The sequence below is a fragment of the Streptomyces sp. JL2001 genome, assembly GCF_050917515.1.
In the GTDB taxonomy this organism is placed as follows: domain Bacteria; phylum Actinomycetota; class Actinomycetes; order Streptomycetales; family Streptomycetaceae; genus Streptomyces.
The window spans coordinates 2,652,522-2,668,928 of the sequence record NZ_CP169421.1 but is presented as its reverse complement, the minus strand read 5'-3'; the positions used below and the strand labels follow the sequence as shown (position 1 = coordinate 2,668,928).

The following is a 16,407-nucleotide window of genomic DNA, read 5'->3' as shown; positions in this document are numbered from 1 at the left end:
ACTCGTTCGGCTGGGGCGGCGACCCGTCCGGCCCCCGCCCACCTCCCGGCCACCGCCGGTCAGTCGCCGCCGGTTCGGCCGGTCAAGGCCCGGACGACTCCGGTCCGCCAGGACCCGCCGCCGGGCGCGGCGCGGTCCGCGGCTTGGACCACGGCCACCTCACCTCGTGGCGTGCGCGGCCCTCGGGGGCGTACTCGTACACCCAGCCCCGCTGCAGACCGAGCCGCTTGGTGTGACCGGCCGGCTCCCGGCGGTAGGCGTGGACCGTCGGGGGGCCGCCGGCGTCGTCCGGGACCGGCACCTCGTACCACTTGGGCGGATGTCCGGTCGGTCCGACGAGGACGGGCAGCGCCTGGCCGTCCAGGGGGCCGCCGCGAAAGGGGGTGTTCTCGCTTCTCACCCCACCAGTCTCATATGAGGTGTGCGGCCTTGCCCACCACGGGGGTCACCCGACGGGCCAGCGAACCGACCGGCCCCTCAGGCGTCTCCAGTGCCAGGAGCCGCCCCACCACCTCGGTCGTCTCCCCGTCCGTCGCGGCGGTCGCGGCGAGCAGGGCGACGAGGTGGTCGACCAGCCAGTTCCGCAGCTCCTCCGCCGGGGGCTGCTTCTCCTCGTCGAGCCAGATCAGGGAGGCGGTCTCCACGGCCGCGATCCACGTCCGGACCATCATCCGCAGGCGGGGGCCGGGCCGCCCCACGCTCAGGTGGACGAGGATCTGCTCGGCCGCGGACCGCCGCACCTCGTCGACGATGGCGGTGGTCCGGGAGGTCTCGGCGACGCTGCCGCCGCGCAGCAGGGCGCTGAACCCGGCGTCGTGCTGGTCGACGAAGGCCAGGTAGCGGTCCAGGACGCGGGCGAGGCGCTCGGTCGGCGGGCCGACGGGCGGCTCGGTGAAGCACCGCTCCAGCGCGTCGGCCGAGGAGCGCAGCGCCGCCTCGTACAGCTGCTGCTTGCCGCCGGGGAAGTAGCGGTAGACGAGCGGTCGGGAGACCCCCGCCGCCTCGGCGACGTCGTCGAGCGAGACGGCGTCCGGGGCGTGGTGCGCGAAGAGCGTCAGTGCCGCGTCGAGGAGCTGGATCCTGCGCTCCTCGACGCTGAGCCGGCGGTACGCGGGCGTCGAAGCCGCCGGCCCGGTCGGCGTGGCCGGGGTGGGGGACGCGGGCGGGACGGGGCTCCTGGTCATGCCCGCAGCGTAACTCTGCCGGGTGGCGCTCAGGCGAGGAGTCCGGAGGACTTCCAGAGCCGCCGCCCCGGGCCGCGCAGGACGCCGATGTCGTCGAGGAAGTCCGTCAGGCGCCGGGCGCCCGACTGCATGACCTCACGGCGGTGGCCGCTCGCCCTGACCTGGGCCACGGCCTCGCGGCGGTCCAGGCCGACGTTCTCGTACACCCGGGGGTTCACGAAGCAGACCGAGAAGACGCGGGCGGCCTCGCCGCAGCTGAGCCGGGTGAACTCCTGCTCCCAGCGGGGCGCGGTCACCATCTGGCGCCGCAGCTCCTCGCGGGCGTACCGGACGTGCCGGGCCTCCTCGACCACGTGGATGCGGGTCACGCCGCGCACCAGCGTCTGCACCCGCTCGTCCGGGAAGGTCAGCCGCTGCATCCAGTCCAGGATCTCCTCGCCGAGGAGCGTCGCGGCGAAGGAGCCGGGGGTGGTGGAGACGGTCTTCAGGACGCGGGCGAGGTTGTGGTAGATCCGCGGCACGGGGTAGGCGGGCGCGCCGCCCTTCTCGATCATCCGGGCGAACATCATCGAGTGCCGGCACTCGTCCGCGATCTCGGTGAGCGCGTAGCGCACGTGCTTGCTGGTGACCGACTTGTCGTAGATGTGCCGGACGAGCAGCTGCATCAGGATGATCTCGAACCAGATGCCGAGCGAGGCGAGCGAGGCCGCCTCGTGGCGGGCGAGGTCCATCCGCTGCTCCTCGGACATCCGCCGCCACATCGGGGTGTCGTAGAGGGACACCAGCTCCGGCGGCCAGAACCACTTGCCCTCCTCGACCGGCGCCTCCCAGTCGAGTTCGGTCTCGGGGTCGAAGGAGTGCTTGAGGGAGGACTCCAGGAGCCGCTCGGCGACCTGCTCCCGGTCGCGGAGGGGGCCGAGGGCGTCCCTGAGGAGGGTGAGGTCCTGCTCGGTCTGTGCGGTCATGGCTGGAGAGCACCTCGCTGTGGGCTCGCGGTCGCGTGACGGGAGGCCGTCACCGGCGGTCGCCTCTTATGAGACTGCTCGTCAGTAAGCCCGTCAATCCCCTGTGCGCGACTTGTTGACCGAATGTCTACCAAGGTGTCAGCCTGCCGGACAGGACCACCTCCGGTGAACGAAGGAGTCGTCAGTGTCGACGCGCGACCTCTACACGAAAGCCCCGGAAGACCCCATCTGGCCGGTCCCGGCGTCCGGTTCGGCCCGCTTCAACTGGGAGTACGACGACGGCCGCGACCGTCTCCTCGCGCTCTACCAGAAGGGCAAGGACAAGCAGTGGGACGGCGCCACCCGCATCGACTGGGACCTGGAGGTCGACCCGTACGACCCGCTGGGAACCCCGGACGACGTGCTGACCCTGCACGGCACCCGCCACTGGGACCGCATGACCGAGAAGGACAAGGGGGACCTGCGACGGCACTACGCCGCCTGGCAGTTCAGCCAGTTCCTGCACGGCGAGCAGGGCGCGATGGTCTGCGCGGCCCGGATCGTCGAGTCCGTTCCCGACCTGGACGCCAAGTTCTACTCCGCGACGCAGACGATGGACGAGGCCCGGCACGCCGAGATCTACGGCCGCTTCCTGCACGAGAAGATCGGCATGCTCTACCCGATCAACGACAACCTGCAGGGCCTCCTCGGCGACACCCTCAGGGACTCGCGCTGGGACATGCCGTACCTCGGCATGCAGGTGCTGATCGAGGGCCTCGCGCTCGCCGCGTTCGGCATGATCCGCGACACCACCGACAAGCCGCTGCCGAAGCAGATCCTGGCCTACGTCATGCAGGACGAGGCGCGGCACGTCGCCTTCGGGCGGATGGCTCTGCGCGACTACTACCGGCAGTTGTCGGACGCGGAGCTGCGGGAACGCGAGGAGTTCGTCATCGAGGGCTGCCACCTGATGCGGGACCGGCTGCGAGGGGTCGAGGTCCTGGAGAACTTCGGCATCCCCCGGCAGGAGGCCGAGCAGCTGAGCGAGGAGAGCGAGTTCCTGCACCTCTTCCGCAAGCTGCTGTTCAGCCGGATCGTGCCGTGCGTGAAGGACATCGGACTCTGGGGGCCGCGCCTGCAGAAGGCGTACCTGGACATGGGCGTCTTCGACCTCGGCGACTCCAACCTGGACCTGCTGATGACCCAGGACGAGGAGATCGCGGAGCGCCTGGACCGGGAGCGCTTCGCCGTGGAGGAACGGGAACGGGTCGAGGAGGTCGCGGAGGCGATCGCGCAGGGCGAGGCGGGCGCGTAGGAGGGCCACCCGGTCCCGTACTTCGGGGTGTCCACCGCCGGGGCACCCCGGCACTCCGCCACACGGCCACCGGCCCCGCGCACCCCGCGTTCCCGGTGCGCTCCGTCCCCCCGACCCGCCGTCCCGCGAGCCCTTCGCCGTGACGTAGCGTGCCCGGCATGACCATGCCGCCTCCGCACAACCCCCCGCCCCACAACCCGTACGCCGGCCAGGTGCCGCCTCCGCAGCAGCCCGGCCCCTACGGGCCGCCCGTCCCGCACGGCTTCCCGCAGCAGTACCCGGGAGCTCCGCAGGGGCAGGGGGCGTGGGGGCAGCCGCCGATGGGGCCGCCGCCGAAGAAGAAGATGTCGACGGGGGCGATCGTCGGCATCGTGCTCGGATCCGTGGTCGTGGTCGCCGGGCTCGGCTTCGCCGGCACCCGCGTGCTGTCCGGCGCCGGGGCCCTGGGGTCGTTCCCCGAGGCCACGCACCGCCTGGTCGTGCCCAAGACGCTGCTGGACGGCGAGTACAAGCTCACCAAGGACGCCTCGGAGACGGAGGGCAAGGAGGTCGAGGACACCTACGACCCCTCCGTGAAGGACGCCAAGGCCGCCATCGCCCAGTACACGGGCGAGAAGGACGCCGTTCTCGTCGTCTCCGGCTTCTCCGGCCGGCTGCGGGACCCCGAGGGCGCCCGGGACGCGATCCTCAAGGGCGCCGTCGACAAGCAGTCCACCCTCGCCGTGCCGCCCGAGGACTTCACCCCGGCCGGCGCGGACGTGACCGTCACCTGCCAGGTGACCCGGTCCAAGGACGTCATGGGCAGCACCACCCTGCCCATGTGCGCCTGGGGCGACGACAACACCGCCTCCTTCGTCGCCGTCGTCACCGCGGAGTCGGCCACCGCCGACCCGAAGACGGTCGACCTGGCCGCGCTCGCCGAGACCACCGCCAAGGTGCGCGCCGAGATGCGCAAGCCGATCGGCGGCTGACCGCCGGCCGGCGGCCGACTCGCGGTCCGGCCGGCCAGAGCGGGACGGAGCGGGCGGAGAGACGGGGGAGCCCCCGGCGCGTGGCGCCGGGGGCTCCCGTCGTGCGAAGCCCGCGGGGGGCTCCCGTCGTGCGGGTCGTCGTCAGCTCAGCGCCTTGATGGTGCGCCAGTCGGACGAGAGGACGTTCTTGGCCGGCGGGTTGGTGTTCGTGGTCGACGGGTAGTACACCCGCATCTGACCGTCGACGCCCGAACGGGCCCAGATGTCCGGAATGCCGTCGTTGTTGACGTCCGGGATGCCGATCGCGGTCGAGACGTTCGCCTCGGTCCAGCTCGTTCCGTACTGGACGTCCCCGTTGAGGGAGTTGTTCGCCAGCATGAGCGAGTTGAGGTCGACGCTGCCGGCGACGGAGCCCGGCTTGCCGTGGCGGACGTACATGTTGCCGTTGTCCAGGTTCCGCCAGAGCAGGTCCGGCGTGCCGTCCAGGTTGATGTCGGCGACGTTGACGATGTCCCGGCGCTCCCAGGCGTCCACGTTCATCAGCGTGGCCGCGTGGAACGTGGCGCCGGTGTAGCCGGACAGCACCCAGAACGCGGGGCCGGCCTTCAGGAACAGGTCGGGCAGCTTGTCGCCGGTGACGTCGCCGACGGCCTTGAGCTGCGTCCACGTCGACGGCGCGGGCGCGTTCGCCGGCAGGCGGACCTTGATCCGGTCGTCGACGTTGAAGCTGCCGTAGCCGTCACCCGGGTACAGCCAGAAGCCGCCGTCCGGGGTGCGGGCGAACAGGTCGGTCGTGCCGTCGCCGGGGTACACGTCGCCGTAGTGGGCGATCAGCGCGGCCTTGCCGGTGGCCGGGTCGTACCAGTGGCCCGCCGGGTGCAGCTTGCCGCCGGTGCTGTACGAGCCGGCGAGGCTGCCGTACAGGTCGCCGCCGGGTCCTCCGGAGTAGGAGAACAGGTTGCCGCTGGCGTTGATGGCCAGGATGTCCGGCTGGCTGTCGCCGCCCACGTCGTGGGGACCGTCGGCGTTGTCCTTGGGCTGGACGTACGTCAGGTAGTCCCCGCGGACGCTGGGGTTGCCCAGGGAGTCGTAGGCGTACAGCTGGAGCCAGTTCGGGCCGGCGTGCGGAGGCCGCAGGTCGGGCACGGTGGCGGAGCCGTTGACGGCATTGACGTACTTGATGTCCAGACCGTCGAAGGCGTAGCTGAACTTGGCCGCGCCCGGCGAGCTGAACGTCATGGCACCGGTGCCGCCGAACTTCACCGTCGCCCAGGTCGCGCCGTCGGACGTGGCCCGCTTGAACGGGGTGGTGTCCTCGTCGACGACGGGCGTCGGCGGACCGGAGCCGTCGATGGTGATGGCGCACGGCGTGGTGCCGGCCGGGAAGTACGTGGACACGGCGCCGACGGTGTCCTCCGCGCGCACGTCCCAGTAGTAGGTCTTCTTGTCCACCAGCATCGTGGTGGTGGGGGCGATGACCGTCGACGCGTAGCCGCTGGACAGGTTGGTGGCCAGGGTGCCGGCCGGCGCGGTGGTGCCGGCCTCCCAGATGCGGAAGCGCAGACCCTTCAGGTTGTTGTCCGCGTCGGTGGCCTTGGCCTTCAGGGTGATGTTGGTCCTGCCGACCGTCCGGCCCGGGGAGCCGACGACGCAGTCGCCACCGGGCGACGTCGTGCCTGCGGTGGGCTCGGTCGGCGTGCGGTTGTAGTCACCCTCCAGGACCGCGGACGTGGCGCGGAACTTGCGCCAGGTCTGGGTGTCGGACTCGGAGGTGGCCCGCATGCCGAAGGTGATGTTCGACCAGCCGTTGTCGGCGCCCTTCTGGGCCGCCGCCTTCACGTCGAACGCCTCGTACTCGTCCGGGCAGGAGCTGGAGGACCAGCCGTGCGCGAAGGACTGCGCGTCCAGCTTCGTCGACCAGCTCGGCTGCGCGTTCCAGGTGGTGCCGGAGGAGATCGCACCGGTCAGCCAGAAACTGAACTCACGGGTGGTGCACGACCACGAGTGGTTGTTCAGCACCTTGAAGGTCGCACGCGTGAACGTCGCGCCCTCGAAGCTGCTGGAGAAGCCCATGCGCCAGAAGGAGCGGCCGAGGCCGCCGGTGTCCGACTCGTAGCCGACGCGGGCGTCGGATGTGCCGGAGGAGAAGTTGGTGCCGTTCCAGAAGCTGCTGCTGGGGTACGGGCGGTAGGCCGTCGTCCACGCCTGGTACCCGCTGTTCAGCGGCGGGTCGATGAAGACCGGGAACTTCACCTTCTCGTCGGTGAAGAGGGTGGTCTCGGCGGTCTGCAGGCGCAGGTGGGCGTTGCCGGTGTTCTCGCCGTCGAGCCGGATCGGGAGCGGGGCGGAGTGCGCGCCGGGCTCGATGCCGGTGAGGCCGGAGAGCTTGAGCACGTCGGCGGGGGTGGCCGTCGACGTGCGGGGGGTGGACTGGCCGGGCGGGAGTTCGGGGTCGCGGCCGCTGGAGTCCCAGCCGAAGGGGGTCGGGATGGTGCCGACCTCCTTGCCCGCCTTGTCGAGGACCTGGACGCGGCTGGCCTTGGGGTCGTGGCGGAACGTGGCCGTCTTCGACGTCAGTCCGTAGGAGACCGTGGCGAGGGCCTTGTTCTGGGCGGCCTGGCGGTTCTTGACGATGAGGAGTTGGCCGAAGCCGCCTTCCTCGCGCGCGACGAGCAGCAGGTCGACGCCGGGCATGACCTCGGAGTAGAGGGCACGGGGGCCGTCGAGGACGGGCTCGGGCAGGGTGCCGGGCCAGGTGTAGGCGATGGTGTGGCCGCCGAGGTCGACCTCGGCCAGCGTCGTCTCGCCGGGCTGCGGTGCGCGCGCGAACGAGCGGTCGGCCCGGGTCGCGTCGGTGCTGCCGCTGGAGAAGCGGACCGGGACGGCCGGGTTGGCCGGCGCGATGCCGAGGCCGCGGGGGGCCTTCTTCGTCCGGGTCAGCTTGTTGTCGATCGGGGCCCACTGGCCCTTGGCGTTCTTCGCCCGCTGGGGCAGCGCGTGGATCCGGGTGCGCAACTGCCCGTTCGGCAGCGCCCAGGTGAGCTCGGTGGCGGTGGTCGCCGTGTCGACGAGCACCTGCTTGCGGGTACGTCGCGCCTCGGCCATCGCGGTGGCCTCGTCGCGGGGGCCGGTCGAGGCCGGCTTCGCTTCGGTCGCCGAACCGCCATGGGCGGTGGGCGGGGTGTCGGGTTGCCACCAGGGCAACAGGGCAGCGGTGAGCGCGGCCAGAACAAGGCCGAGCGTCAGTGACAGCCGTGTGCGCGTGCGCACGAACGGGCTGAGAAGGCGAGGCGGCGCGGACACGGCGGTCTACTCCCGTGTGGACCAGGGGATGGGGGGACAGCACAGACAGCCCCGTACGGCATGCCGCGGGGCGCGCACACGATCACACACTCGCTACAACCCGTCCACACATGAGAACTTTATGAAGTCGTTACGTATGCCCGGCAAAGCCTTGACGCGTGGCCATGTTTGCGTTTGCTTAAGGCATTTCGCGAACCCCTATCGACCCGAAGGGTCGGTATGCCGTATTCCGTCGCAAAGATCGACTGTGCCGCTCTCTGGCCCGAACTACGGCGTGAGGCAACTCACTTGAACGTGGGAGCGCTCCTTTTTACGGCATTGATTTGTGTGGTTGCCATGACGGAGAGTGCGCACGCATGCGCCTGAGACAGGTGCGTGCTTTTTGGTGTTTCCGCACCCCGGTGTTCGCACCTCATCCGTTGTCTGTTTGCCTGCGTGGGAGTCGACGCATATGCGTGCTTCAGGTTCGCTGTCATGGTTGGGGCGCAGACGCCTCGCCTTGACGGAGTCACAACGACGGCGCCGGCGGCGAAGCCGCGCGGCGATCGTCCTATTGCTGTCCTCGACGCTGACCGTGACGAGCCTGGGCGGGCAGGCGCTCGCCATCCCCGGCCCGGGCATGAGCCGCGAGCAGGAGAACGCGCAGGTCGACCTGCCGGACCTGCCCGAGGCCACGGAGGCCGACGGGGACTCGACCGCCGAGAAGGCGCTGACCCTGGCGCCCGAGGTCCCGGTCGACCCGTACGACCCGAAGAACGTCACCCCGTGGGTGGGCGACACCGGCAAGGCCACGCTGACGGCGGAGACCGAGCCGGGCGACACCGTCCCGCTCGACAAGAACCTCCCCATCGCCATCGGTGTGCCCGAGGGAACGGACCCGGCCACCCTCGCGGGTGAGTGGACCGTGGGCCTGGCCGCTCCCGAGGTCTCCCAGGACGCGGGCGTCTCCGGCCTGGTCATGAAGGTCACGCCGCCGGCGACGGTCGACCCGGCCGCGCAGGTCTCGCTGAGCGTCGACACGACGGCGTTCGCCGACCTCTACGGACCGCAGGCCGCCGACCGCTTCGGCCTGGTCCTGCTGCCCGAATGCGTCTACTCCTCGCCGACCGAGGGCGAGTGCGCGGACGACGGTGGCGTCGAGCCCATGGCCGGCAAGGCCGGCGCCGACTCCTTCGAGCGGCTGCGCAGCACGGTCACGATGGTCGCGCCCAAGGACGCCCCCACCAGGACCACCGCGGCGAAGAACGCCAAGGCCCGCAAGATCCTCACCGGCACGGTCCCCGTCGCCAAGCTGCTCGACGAGGGCACGCAGGCCACCACGACCAGCGCCTCCGCACGGACCGGCGCCCTCCAGGCCGCCGACTCCTCCGGCGGCAACTCCGTCGGCCTCCTCGACACCGGCTCCTCGGTACAGGGCGACTTCACCGCGTCCCCGCTGCTGTCGTCGGGTTCGTGGTCGGCGGGTTCCTCGTCGGGTGCCTTCACCTACTCGTACCAGGTGCAGACGCCGGAGACCGCCGGCGGTCTGATGCCGAAGGTCGCGCTCTCCTACTCCTCGCAGTCCGTGGACGGCCGCACGTCCTCCACGAACAACCAGGCGTCGTGGATCGGTGACGGCTGGGACTACAACGCGGGCTCCATCACGCGTACGTATGTCAACTGCCGTCAGGACTCCAAGAAGGCCGGCTCCAACAACGCCACGCACCGCACCGCGGACCTCTGCTACGGCTCGGAGAACGCCACCCTCTCGCTCGGCGGCATGACCACCGAGCTGGTCTGGGACGAGTCCAAGGGCAAGTGGTTCACCGGCAACGGCGACGGCTCGAAGATCGAGCGGGTCACGGGCCAGGCGACGGGCAACGGTGCCAAGGACGGCGAGTACTGGGTCGTCACCACCAAGGACGGCACGAAGTACCACTTCGGCCTGAACAAGCTCCCGGGCTGGTCGGACAACGGCACCGCCGCCGACGACCCGACGACCGACTCGGTGCTGACCGTCCCGGTCTACGGCAACCACGCGGGCGAGCCCTGCTACAAGGCGGGCGACTGGGCCCACTCCTACTGCACGCAGGGCTGGCGCTGGAGCCTCGACTACGTCGAGGACGTCCACGGCAACGCCATGTCGCTGTGGTGGAAGAAGGACCAGAACTACTACGCGCGGAACTTCAACTTCAAGGCGCCGGTCGTCTACGACCGTGACGGCTACCTGTCCCACATCTACTACGGGCAGCGCAAGGACACGATCTTCTCCGCCACCGCGCCCGCGCGGATCGGCTTCGAGGTCAAGGAACGCTGCTACGACGTCGGTACGGTGACCTGCACCGACACCAACTTCAAGTCGAAGAACCCGGGCGACTACCGGATCTGGTTCGACACCCCGGCCGACCTCCGCTGTGAGTCGGGGAAGAAGTGCTGGAACGCCGGCCCGACGTTCTGGACCCGTAAGCGCCTGGACAAGATCACCACCTCCGCGCAGCGCCGCACCGACACCACCGCCCGTCAGGTCGTCGACGAGTACCAGCTCAACCAGAGCTTCGCGGAGCTGAAGACCGGCCCGAACACGGCCCTGTGGCTGGAGTCGATCCAGCGCACCGGCTACGCCCGCAACGGCTCCACCGACGCGTCCGTCAAGCTGAACTCGGTCCGCTTCGAGTCCAACAGCGACGACATGCCCAACCGCGTCCTCGCGGTCAACCCGCAGCGCCCGGGCTTCTCCCGCCTGCGCATCGCGCGTGTGATCAACGAGTACGGCGGCGAGACGGTCGTCAAGTACAAGCCGATCACCGGCAAGTGCCTCTCCGGCGGCCTGCCCGGCAAGACCGACACCGCAGCCCTGAAGGCCAACACGGAGCTGTGCTACCCGTCGTTCTGGAACCCCGACCCCGAGGTCGAGGACATCGACTGGTTCCACAAGTACGTCGTCGCCTCGATCGAGGAACTCCCCAACATCGAGGGGTCCTTCGGCACGAAGACGGCCTACGAGTACAAGAACGCCGGCTGGAAGTTCGCCGACGGCGAGTTCACCAAGAAGTCGACCCGCACGTACTCGCAGTTCGCCGGCTTCGAGCAGACCACCGTCCTGACCGGCCCGGACAAGGCCGCCGAGGACAAAGGCAACGAGGGCGAAGGCATCGCCGGCCTCGACAGCCCGCGCACCAAGGCCGTCACCCGCTACTTCCGCGGCATGGGCGACACCGTCTCGGTCAAGGACATCACCGGCACCGAGATCGCCAAGGACAAGGAGCCCTTCGCCGGCCGCGTCGCCGAAGAGCTCACCTACACCAACGCGACCGACGCCGACTCCAACTGGCTGACGCGGTCGGTCACGGTCCCCGAGGCCACGGAGCTGGCGAAGCGCACGCGCGACGACGGCTTGGATCCGCTGCGAGCCTGGCGGGTCACGGAGCCGGAGGAGATCGCGTACACGAAGTCCTCGGGCACTGGGGATGACACCCGCACGCTGCGCGAAGTCCGTACGAAGACCACCTACGACGCTACGTACGGCCTGCCGACGCAGGTGGAGTCGCTTGGTGACACGGGCAAGACCGGCGACGAGTCCTGCACCAAGTCCGAGTACCTGCACCAGACCACGGCGAACCTCATCGGCTTGTCCAAGCAGGTCCTCACCTCGCCCACCACTTGTGCCAACGCGAACTTCGCTGACCTTTCCACGCTGACCAATGGGACGCGTACCGCCTATGAAGGCGGCGCCTACGGTGCGGTGCTCGCTGTCAACAGTCGTGGCCTGGCAACGGAGACCTGGTCCCTCAACGGGGCCGGTACCGGCTTCCAGACCAACGGTACGAAGGGCTTCGACGCTGTCGGCCGCGTGGTTCGGCAGACCGATCCGGAGCAGCTCACCCAGCCGTCCCCGAAGTCGTCGACGATCACCTACGCCTCAGACGGACCGGCCACAGGTCAGATCTTCAAGGTCATCATGACCAACGTGCTCGGCCACAGCCAGATTCAGGAGCTGGAGCCAGGCCGGGCAACCACGGTCAAGACGACTGACGCCAACGGATACGTGAGCGAGGCGAAGTACGACCCGCTGGGCCGTCTTGCGGAAGCATGGGCCCCGGGCCGCACTCCCTCCCCGTCCGCGGTGCCGGACTTCCGTGCCGTCTACACCATCCCGGCCGAGGAGACCGACCCGACCGACGCCAACCTCAAGATCCGCAAGCCTCCCTACGTCACCACGTACGCGCGGGGCTACGAGGACAGCGTCGAGACCTCCGTTTCCCTTTACGACGGCCTCGGCCGCGAGCGCCAGACCCAGGAGGAGGCCGACAACGGCTCCGGCTGGCTGATCACCGACACGCTGTACAACACCTCCGGTGAGGTCTTCCAGACCAACAACGCCTACCTGACGCAGGAGGCCAAGCCCGGCGAGCTGTTCGTCCCGCTCTCCGACACGGCCATCCCCAACATCACCCGCTACACCTACGACGGCCTGGGCCGCGTGACCGAGGAAACCCCGTACATGAAGTACGTGGACCCGGTCACCAAGGAGTCCTCCTCACGGGCGTACCCGGAGCGGGCGACCAAGTACGAGTACGGCCAGGACTGGTCGAAGGTCATCAACCCACAGGGCGACTCGTCCTACCGGGTGTACACCGACGCGACGGGTCGCACCTCGCGCACGGACACGTTCAACCCGGCGGCTCCCGGCGGCTTCACATCGACGAGCTACCAGTACGACGCTCACGGCCAGATGGTGAAGGCGACCGCGTCGGCGGACCCGACGCATCCGTGGACGTGGACCTACGACCACAACGGTCGTACGGAGACGGCGACCGACCCCGACTCGGGCACGACCCGCACGGACTATGACGCTCGCGGACGTGTTCTCACGACCACCAATGCCCGTGGCGTCAAGGTGTGGAACGGCTACGACGAGCTGTCGCGGCCGAAGCAGCAGCGCTTGAATGACTCGGCCGGCACTGTCCTGTCCGATTTCACCTACGACACCGTCGCCGGTGGCAAGGGCATGCCGGCCACGGCCACCCGTTACACCGACGGTCTGGCATACACGCAGACGGTCGGCGGCTACACGAAGGACTACCAGCCGACCTCGACCACGCTGTCCCTGCCGCAGTCGATCGTCGACACCTGGGGTCTGAAGAAGGACTACAGGTACGACTACAAGTGGTCCGACAACGGGATGCTGGATGAGCACTCACTGCCGGCGGTAGGCAAGTTCGACGCTGAGAAGCTGGTCGTCCGCTACAACAAGGACGGCAAGCCGCTTTCGATCTCGGGCAAGGACTGGTACGGCTCGGAGACCACCTATGACGCGTACGGCCAGGTCCTGCGTTCGACGCTGGGTGCGCAGCCGTACCGGGTGTGGACGCAGAACTCGTTCGACGAGGGCAGCGGTGAGCTGAAGGACCAGCTGGTCTTCCGTGAGAAGTCGGGTACCGGCGCGGACACGTCCGTGGTCGGTGGGAACCTGGTCTCGAACCGGTCCTACTCCTACGACCCGGCCGGTAACGTCACCTCGATCCGTGAGCAGTCGGTGGGTATCGAGGAGCGTCAGTGCTTCAGCTATGACCCGCTGGGTCAGCTGAAGACGGCCTGGACCTCGAAGGACCAGACCGCCTGCACCACCCCGAAGAACGCCGACGGCAGCCTCAATGTCGCCGCCGGCAAGGACAGCTCCGGCTACTGGCAGGAGTACGAGTACGACCTGCTCGGCAACCGCACCAAGCTGACCGAGAAGGACCTGACCGGCGCCACCGCCAAGGACGCCACGACGGACTACGCGTACGGCAAGAACGCGGCGAAGGACCAGCCGCACACCCTCACCAAGGTGACGAAGAAGTTCACCACCCCGGCCGGTGCGCAGGTGACCGCCGAGGCACAGCGTCTCTACGAACTCACGGGTGAGACGAAGTCGATCACGTCGATCGAAAGTGGTGACAAGCAGGATCTGACCTGGACGTATGACGGTCAGGTCGACCGGATCACCGGGCAGGGAACCGGTGGCAAGACGCCGTATGTGGGTCTGGGCCAGAAGTGTCTGGATCTGAAGTCGGGTCTGCCGGTGGCCGGTCAGCCGATTCAGCTCTACGGCTGCAACGCGACTGCGGCGCAGAACTTCCGGTTCACCCCGACCCCGGCGCAGGCGGACCCGAACCTGGGCACCCTGGCCGTGGCCGAGAACTGGTGCTTCCAGCCGGCGGCCAACACGGCCGGCTCCGCGGTCCAGGTGCAGAAGTGCAACGGTTCGGCTGCCCAGCAGCTGAAGCGGAACACCGCCGGCCAGCTCACCCACGTGGCCTCCGGGCTGTGTGTGGCGGTGCAGGGTGCGGCGAACGTCAGCGGCACCGCGATCGTCCTGGCCACCTGTGACAGTGCGTCCGCCGCCCAGCTGTGGGCGCCGCAGAACGACACCCGCCACATCTACGGCCCCGACGGAAACCGTCTGCTGACCATCAAGGGCAAGCAGGCCACCCTCCACCTGGGCGAGGCCGAGGTGACCGTCCAGCAGGGCGGAATCCTGGTCAACACCCAGCGCACCTACTCCGCCCCCGGCGGAGCGGTCATGCGCTACGCCTACGGCACCGGCGCGGAGACCCTGGTCGCCCAGACGGGTGACCACCAGGGCAGCGCGTACACGGAGGTCGCCCTCTACGGCGGCATGTCGGTCCGCATCCGCAAGCAGGACGCGTTCGGCAACGAGCGTGGCACGGCCAGCGCCAACCTGCAGAGCCACAAGGGGTTCCTCGGCAAGACGGAGGACGAGGCGTCCGGCTACACGATGCTGGGTGCCCGTCTGTACGACCCGGTGGTCGGACGCTTCCTGTCCGCCGACCCGGTGCTTGACCTGAACGATCCCCTGCAGTCCAACGGCTACGCCTACGCACACAACAACCCGGTCACCTATGCAGACCCGACCGGTCTGGCTATCAGCCTGACCGCTTCGGAGAAGGCGGCGGCCCTCGCGGGCGCGGGCCTGTCCGCGGCCCAGGTCGCACAGGCGCAGGCGATGCAGGGCAAGTCCCTCAGCTCCGTCATCCTCGCCATCGCGTGGGAGACGCTGAAGGACTTCATCGGCATCAACGACGCCATGGCCTGCTTCGGCGGCGACATGTGGTCCTGCGGCTCCATCATCCTGGACGCGATTCCGTGGACGAAGCTGGGCAAGATCCCGTCTGTCCTCAAGGCGATCAACCGCACCATCGACGCCATCCAGGCGTTCAAGGCAGCCAAGAAGGCCGCCGAGGCCGTCCTCAAGGCAGCCAAGGCCGCCGAGGCGGCCGCGCTCAGAGCCAAGAAGGCCGCGATCGAGAAGGCGAAGAAGGAGGCAGCGCAAAGGGCGAAAAAGAAGGCAGCCGAGGCGGCCAAGAGGAAGGCTGACGCTGCCGCCGCAGCCAAGCGGAAGACGGGCAACCCGTCGCACAAGCAAGCGCAGGCCAAGGCGGCGCCGAAGTCTTCTTCGCACGCCGGCCGCAGCAAGGGCGGCAGCGGTGGCAAGGCGAGCGGTGGCAACAAGGTCAACTTGAGTAAGCCCGGTGGCAGCTCCGGTGGCTCCTCTCGCGGAAGCGGTGGCAGCAGCGGAAGTGGCGGCTCTGGCAAGGCGGACGGGTCCGGAAGCGGGAGCGGCGGCTCGTGCTCGGTCGGTAACAGCTTCGTCGCCGGCACCAAGGTCCTGATGGCCGACGGCTCCACCAAGCCGATCGAGAAGGTCAGGATCGGCGACAAGGTCGTCGCTACGGACCCGAAGACCGGTGAGACCCGGATCGAGACCGTCACCGCCGAGATCAAGGGCCAGGGCCTCAAGCACCTCGTCAAGATCACGATCGACACCGACGGCAAGAAGGGCACGAAGACGGCCCAGGTCACCGCGACCGAAGGCCACCCCTTCTGGGTCCCCGAGCTCGGCGAATGGATCGACGCCAATGACCTCAAGGCCGGTGACTGGCTGGAGACCAACGCCGGCGTCGACGTTGAGATCGGCGCGCTTCAGCGCTGGACAGCACCGGGCGAGACGGTGTACAACCTCACCGTTTCCAACCTCCACACCTACTATGTGGTGGCGGAGAGCACGCCCGTACTCGTTCACAACTCATGTGGCGACGCCACTCATGCGGACGAGTGCTACTGCAACTGGGGTGAGCCCGCTATTCCGCGTACCGACGCTCCCGATCCGGGTTCTGCCTGGGACGGTGCGGACGGTGCGAGCGGAGGCTCGGGAATGTCGACCCGAGATGTGCACGGGGCAAATCGTGACGGACGAGGTGTCGACATCGACAACGTCTGGCGAAATGGAACGATGTACACTCAAAACGATGGTCAAATCGTCAGAGTTCTGGACAATGGAAACGGAACATTTGACATCGTCGTGCGCGACCTGAGTAACCCCAGTGGTGGGCACAGCACCGCTATCAAGGACGCGACGCAGAACTACGTCAACAACAAGCTCCGAAGTGGGCGGTGGTCCTGATGAGCGGGCGTTCGTCTTGGACCGGCGTGGTCAGCGAGCGACTGCGGTGCTTCATTTGTGGCGGGTCGACTGACGACGCGGCCGACTACGTGCTGGTTGAGTTGACCGCGCCCGCCGCGGAGACGAGGCAGTACTTCGGTGCGCACGCCGGACATCTGAACGGCGTACTCGCGGAAGGGTTCGAAGTCGAGGTCCATTTGATGTGACCCTCGGCGTGAGCCGGAGATGACATGCGGTGGCCCTA

General features: G+C 68.8%; 8 protein-coding genes. 4 read left to right on the top strand and 4 right to left on the bottom strand.

From position 1 onward, the window contains the following. Positions 1–82: 82 nt before the first annotated feature. Genes ACE1OA_RS11560 through ACE1OA_RS11550 form a run of 3 tightly spaced genes read right to left on the bottom strand, consistent with a single transcriptional unit; the run spans position 83 to position 2,149 of the window. Positions 83–400: a hypothetical protein gene (locus ACE1OA_RS11560; RefSeq protein WP_356608276.1), complete on the bottom strand. Its 318-nt coding sequence runs from the start codon at positions 398–400 to the stop codon at positions 83–85. A 10-nt stretch (positions 401–410) separates the two neighbouring features. Beyond that, the gene (locus ACE1OA_RS11555) at positions 411–1,184 is read right to left on the bottom strand and encodes a TetR/AcrR family transcriptional regulator (protein ID WP_432752739.1); all 774 of its coding nucleotides are present in this window, start codon (positions 1,182–1,184) and stop codon (positions 411–413) included. A 29-nt stretch (positions 1,185–1,213) separates the two neighbouring features. Beyond that, entirely contained in the window at positions 1,214–2,149 is a 936-nt protein-coding gene (locus ACE1OA_RS11550) for an AurF N-oxygenase family protein (RefSeq protein ID WP_361312257.1), read from the bottom strand. A gap of 184 nt (positions 2,150–2,333) precedes the next feature. On the opposite strand from ACE1OA_RS11550, the gene ACE1OA_RS11545 reads away from it, so the two are divergent. Together ACE1OA_RS11545 and ACE1OA_RS11540 are read left to right on the top strand one after the other, a co-directional pair. Then, the gene (locus ACE1OA_RS11545) at positions 2,334–3,443 is read left to right on the top strand and encodes a ferritin-like domain-containing protein (protein WP_356608282.1); all 1,110 of its coding nucleotides are present in this window, start codon (positions 2,334–2,336) and stop codon (positions 3,441–3,443) included. Between the two features lie 158 nt (positions 3,444–3,601). Beyond that, the gene (locus tag ACE1OA_RS11540; RefSeq protein WP_432752738.1) at positions 3,602–4,414 is read left to right on the top strand and encodes a hypothetical protein; all 813 of its coding nucleotides are present in this window, start codon (positions 3,602–3,604) and stop codon (positions 4,412–4,414) included. 141 nt (positions 4,415–4,555) lie between these two features. Here ACE1OA_RS11540 and ACE1OA_RS11535 read toward each other — a convergent pair whose 3' ends face one another. Beyond that, positions 4,556–7,684 (bottom strand): DNRLRE domain-containing protein, encoded by a 3,129-nt coding sequence (locus ACE1OA_RS11535; RefSeq protein WP_432752737.1) that lies wholly within the window; start codon positions 7,682–7,684, stop codon positions 4,556–4,558. 607 nt (positions 7,685–8,291) lie between these two features. Between ACE1OA_RS11535 and ACE1OA_RS11530 the strand changes: the two genes are divergently transcribed. Both ACE1OA_RS11530 and ACE1OA_RS11525 read left to right on the top strand, forming a co-directional pair. Beyond that, positions 8,292–16,163: a ricin-type beta-trefoil lectin domain protein gene (locus ACE1OA_RS11530; protein WP_432752736.1), complete on the top strand. Its 7,872-nt coding sequence runs from the start codon at positions 8,292–8,294 to the stop codon at positions 16,161–16,163. Then, positions 16,163–16,369 carry a hypothetical protein gene (locus ACE1OA_RS11525; protein ID WP_384875199.1) on the top strand — a complete coding sequence of 69 codons (207 nt, stop codon included), beginning with the start codon at positions 16,163–16,165 and terminating at the stop codon, positions 16,367–16,369. The genes ACE1OA_RS11530 and ACE1OA_RS11525 overlap by 1 nt, the downstream gene beginning before the upstream one ends. Positions 16,370–16,407 lie beyond the last annotated feature (38 nt).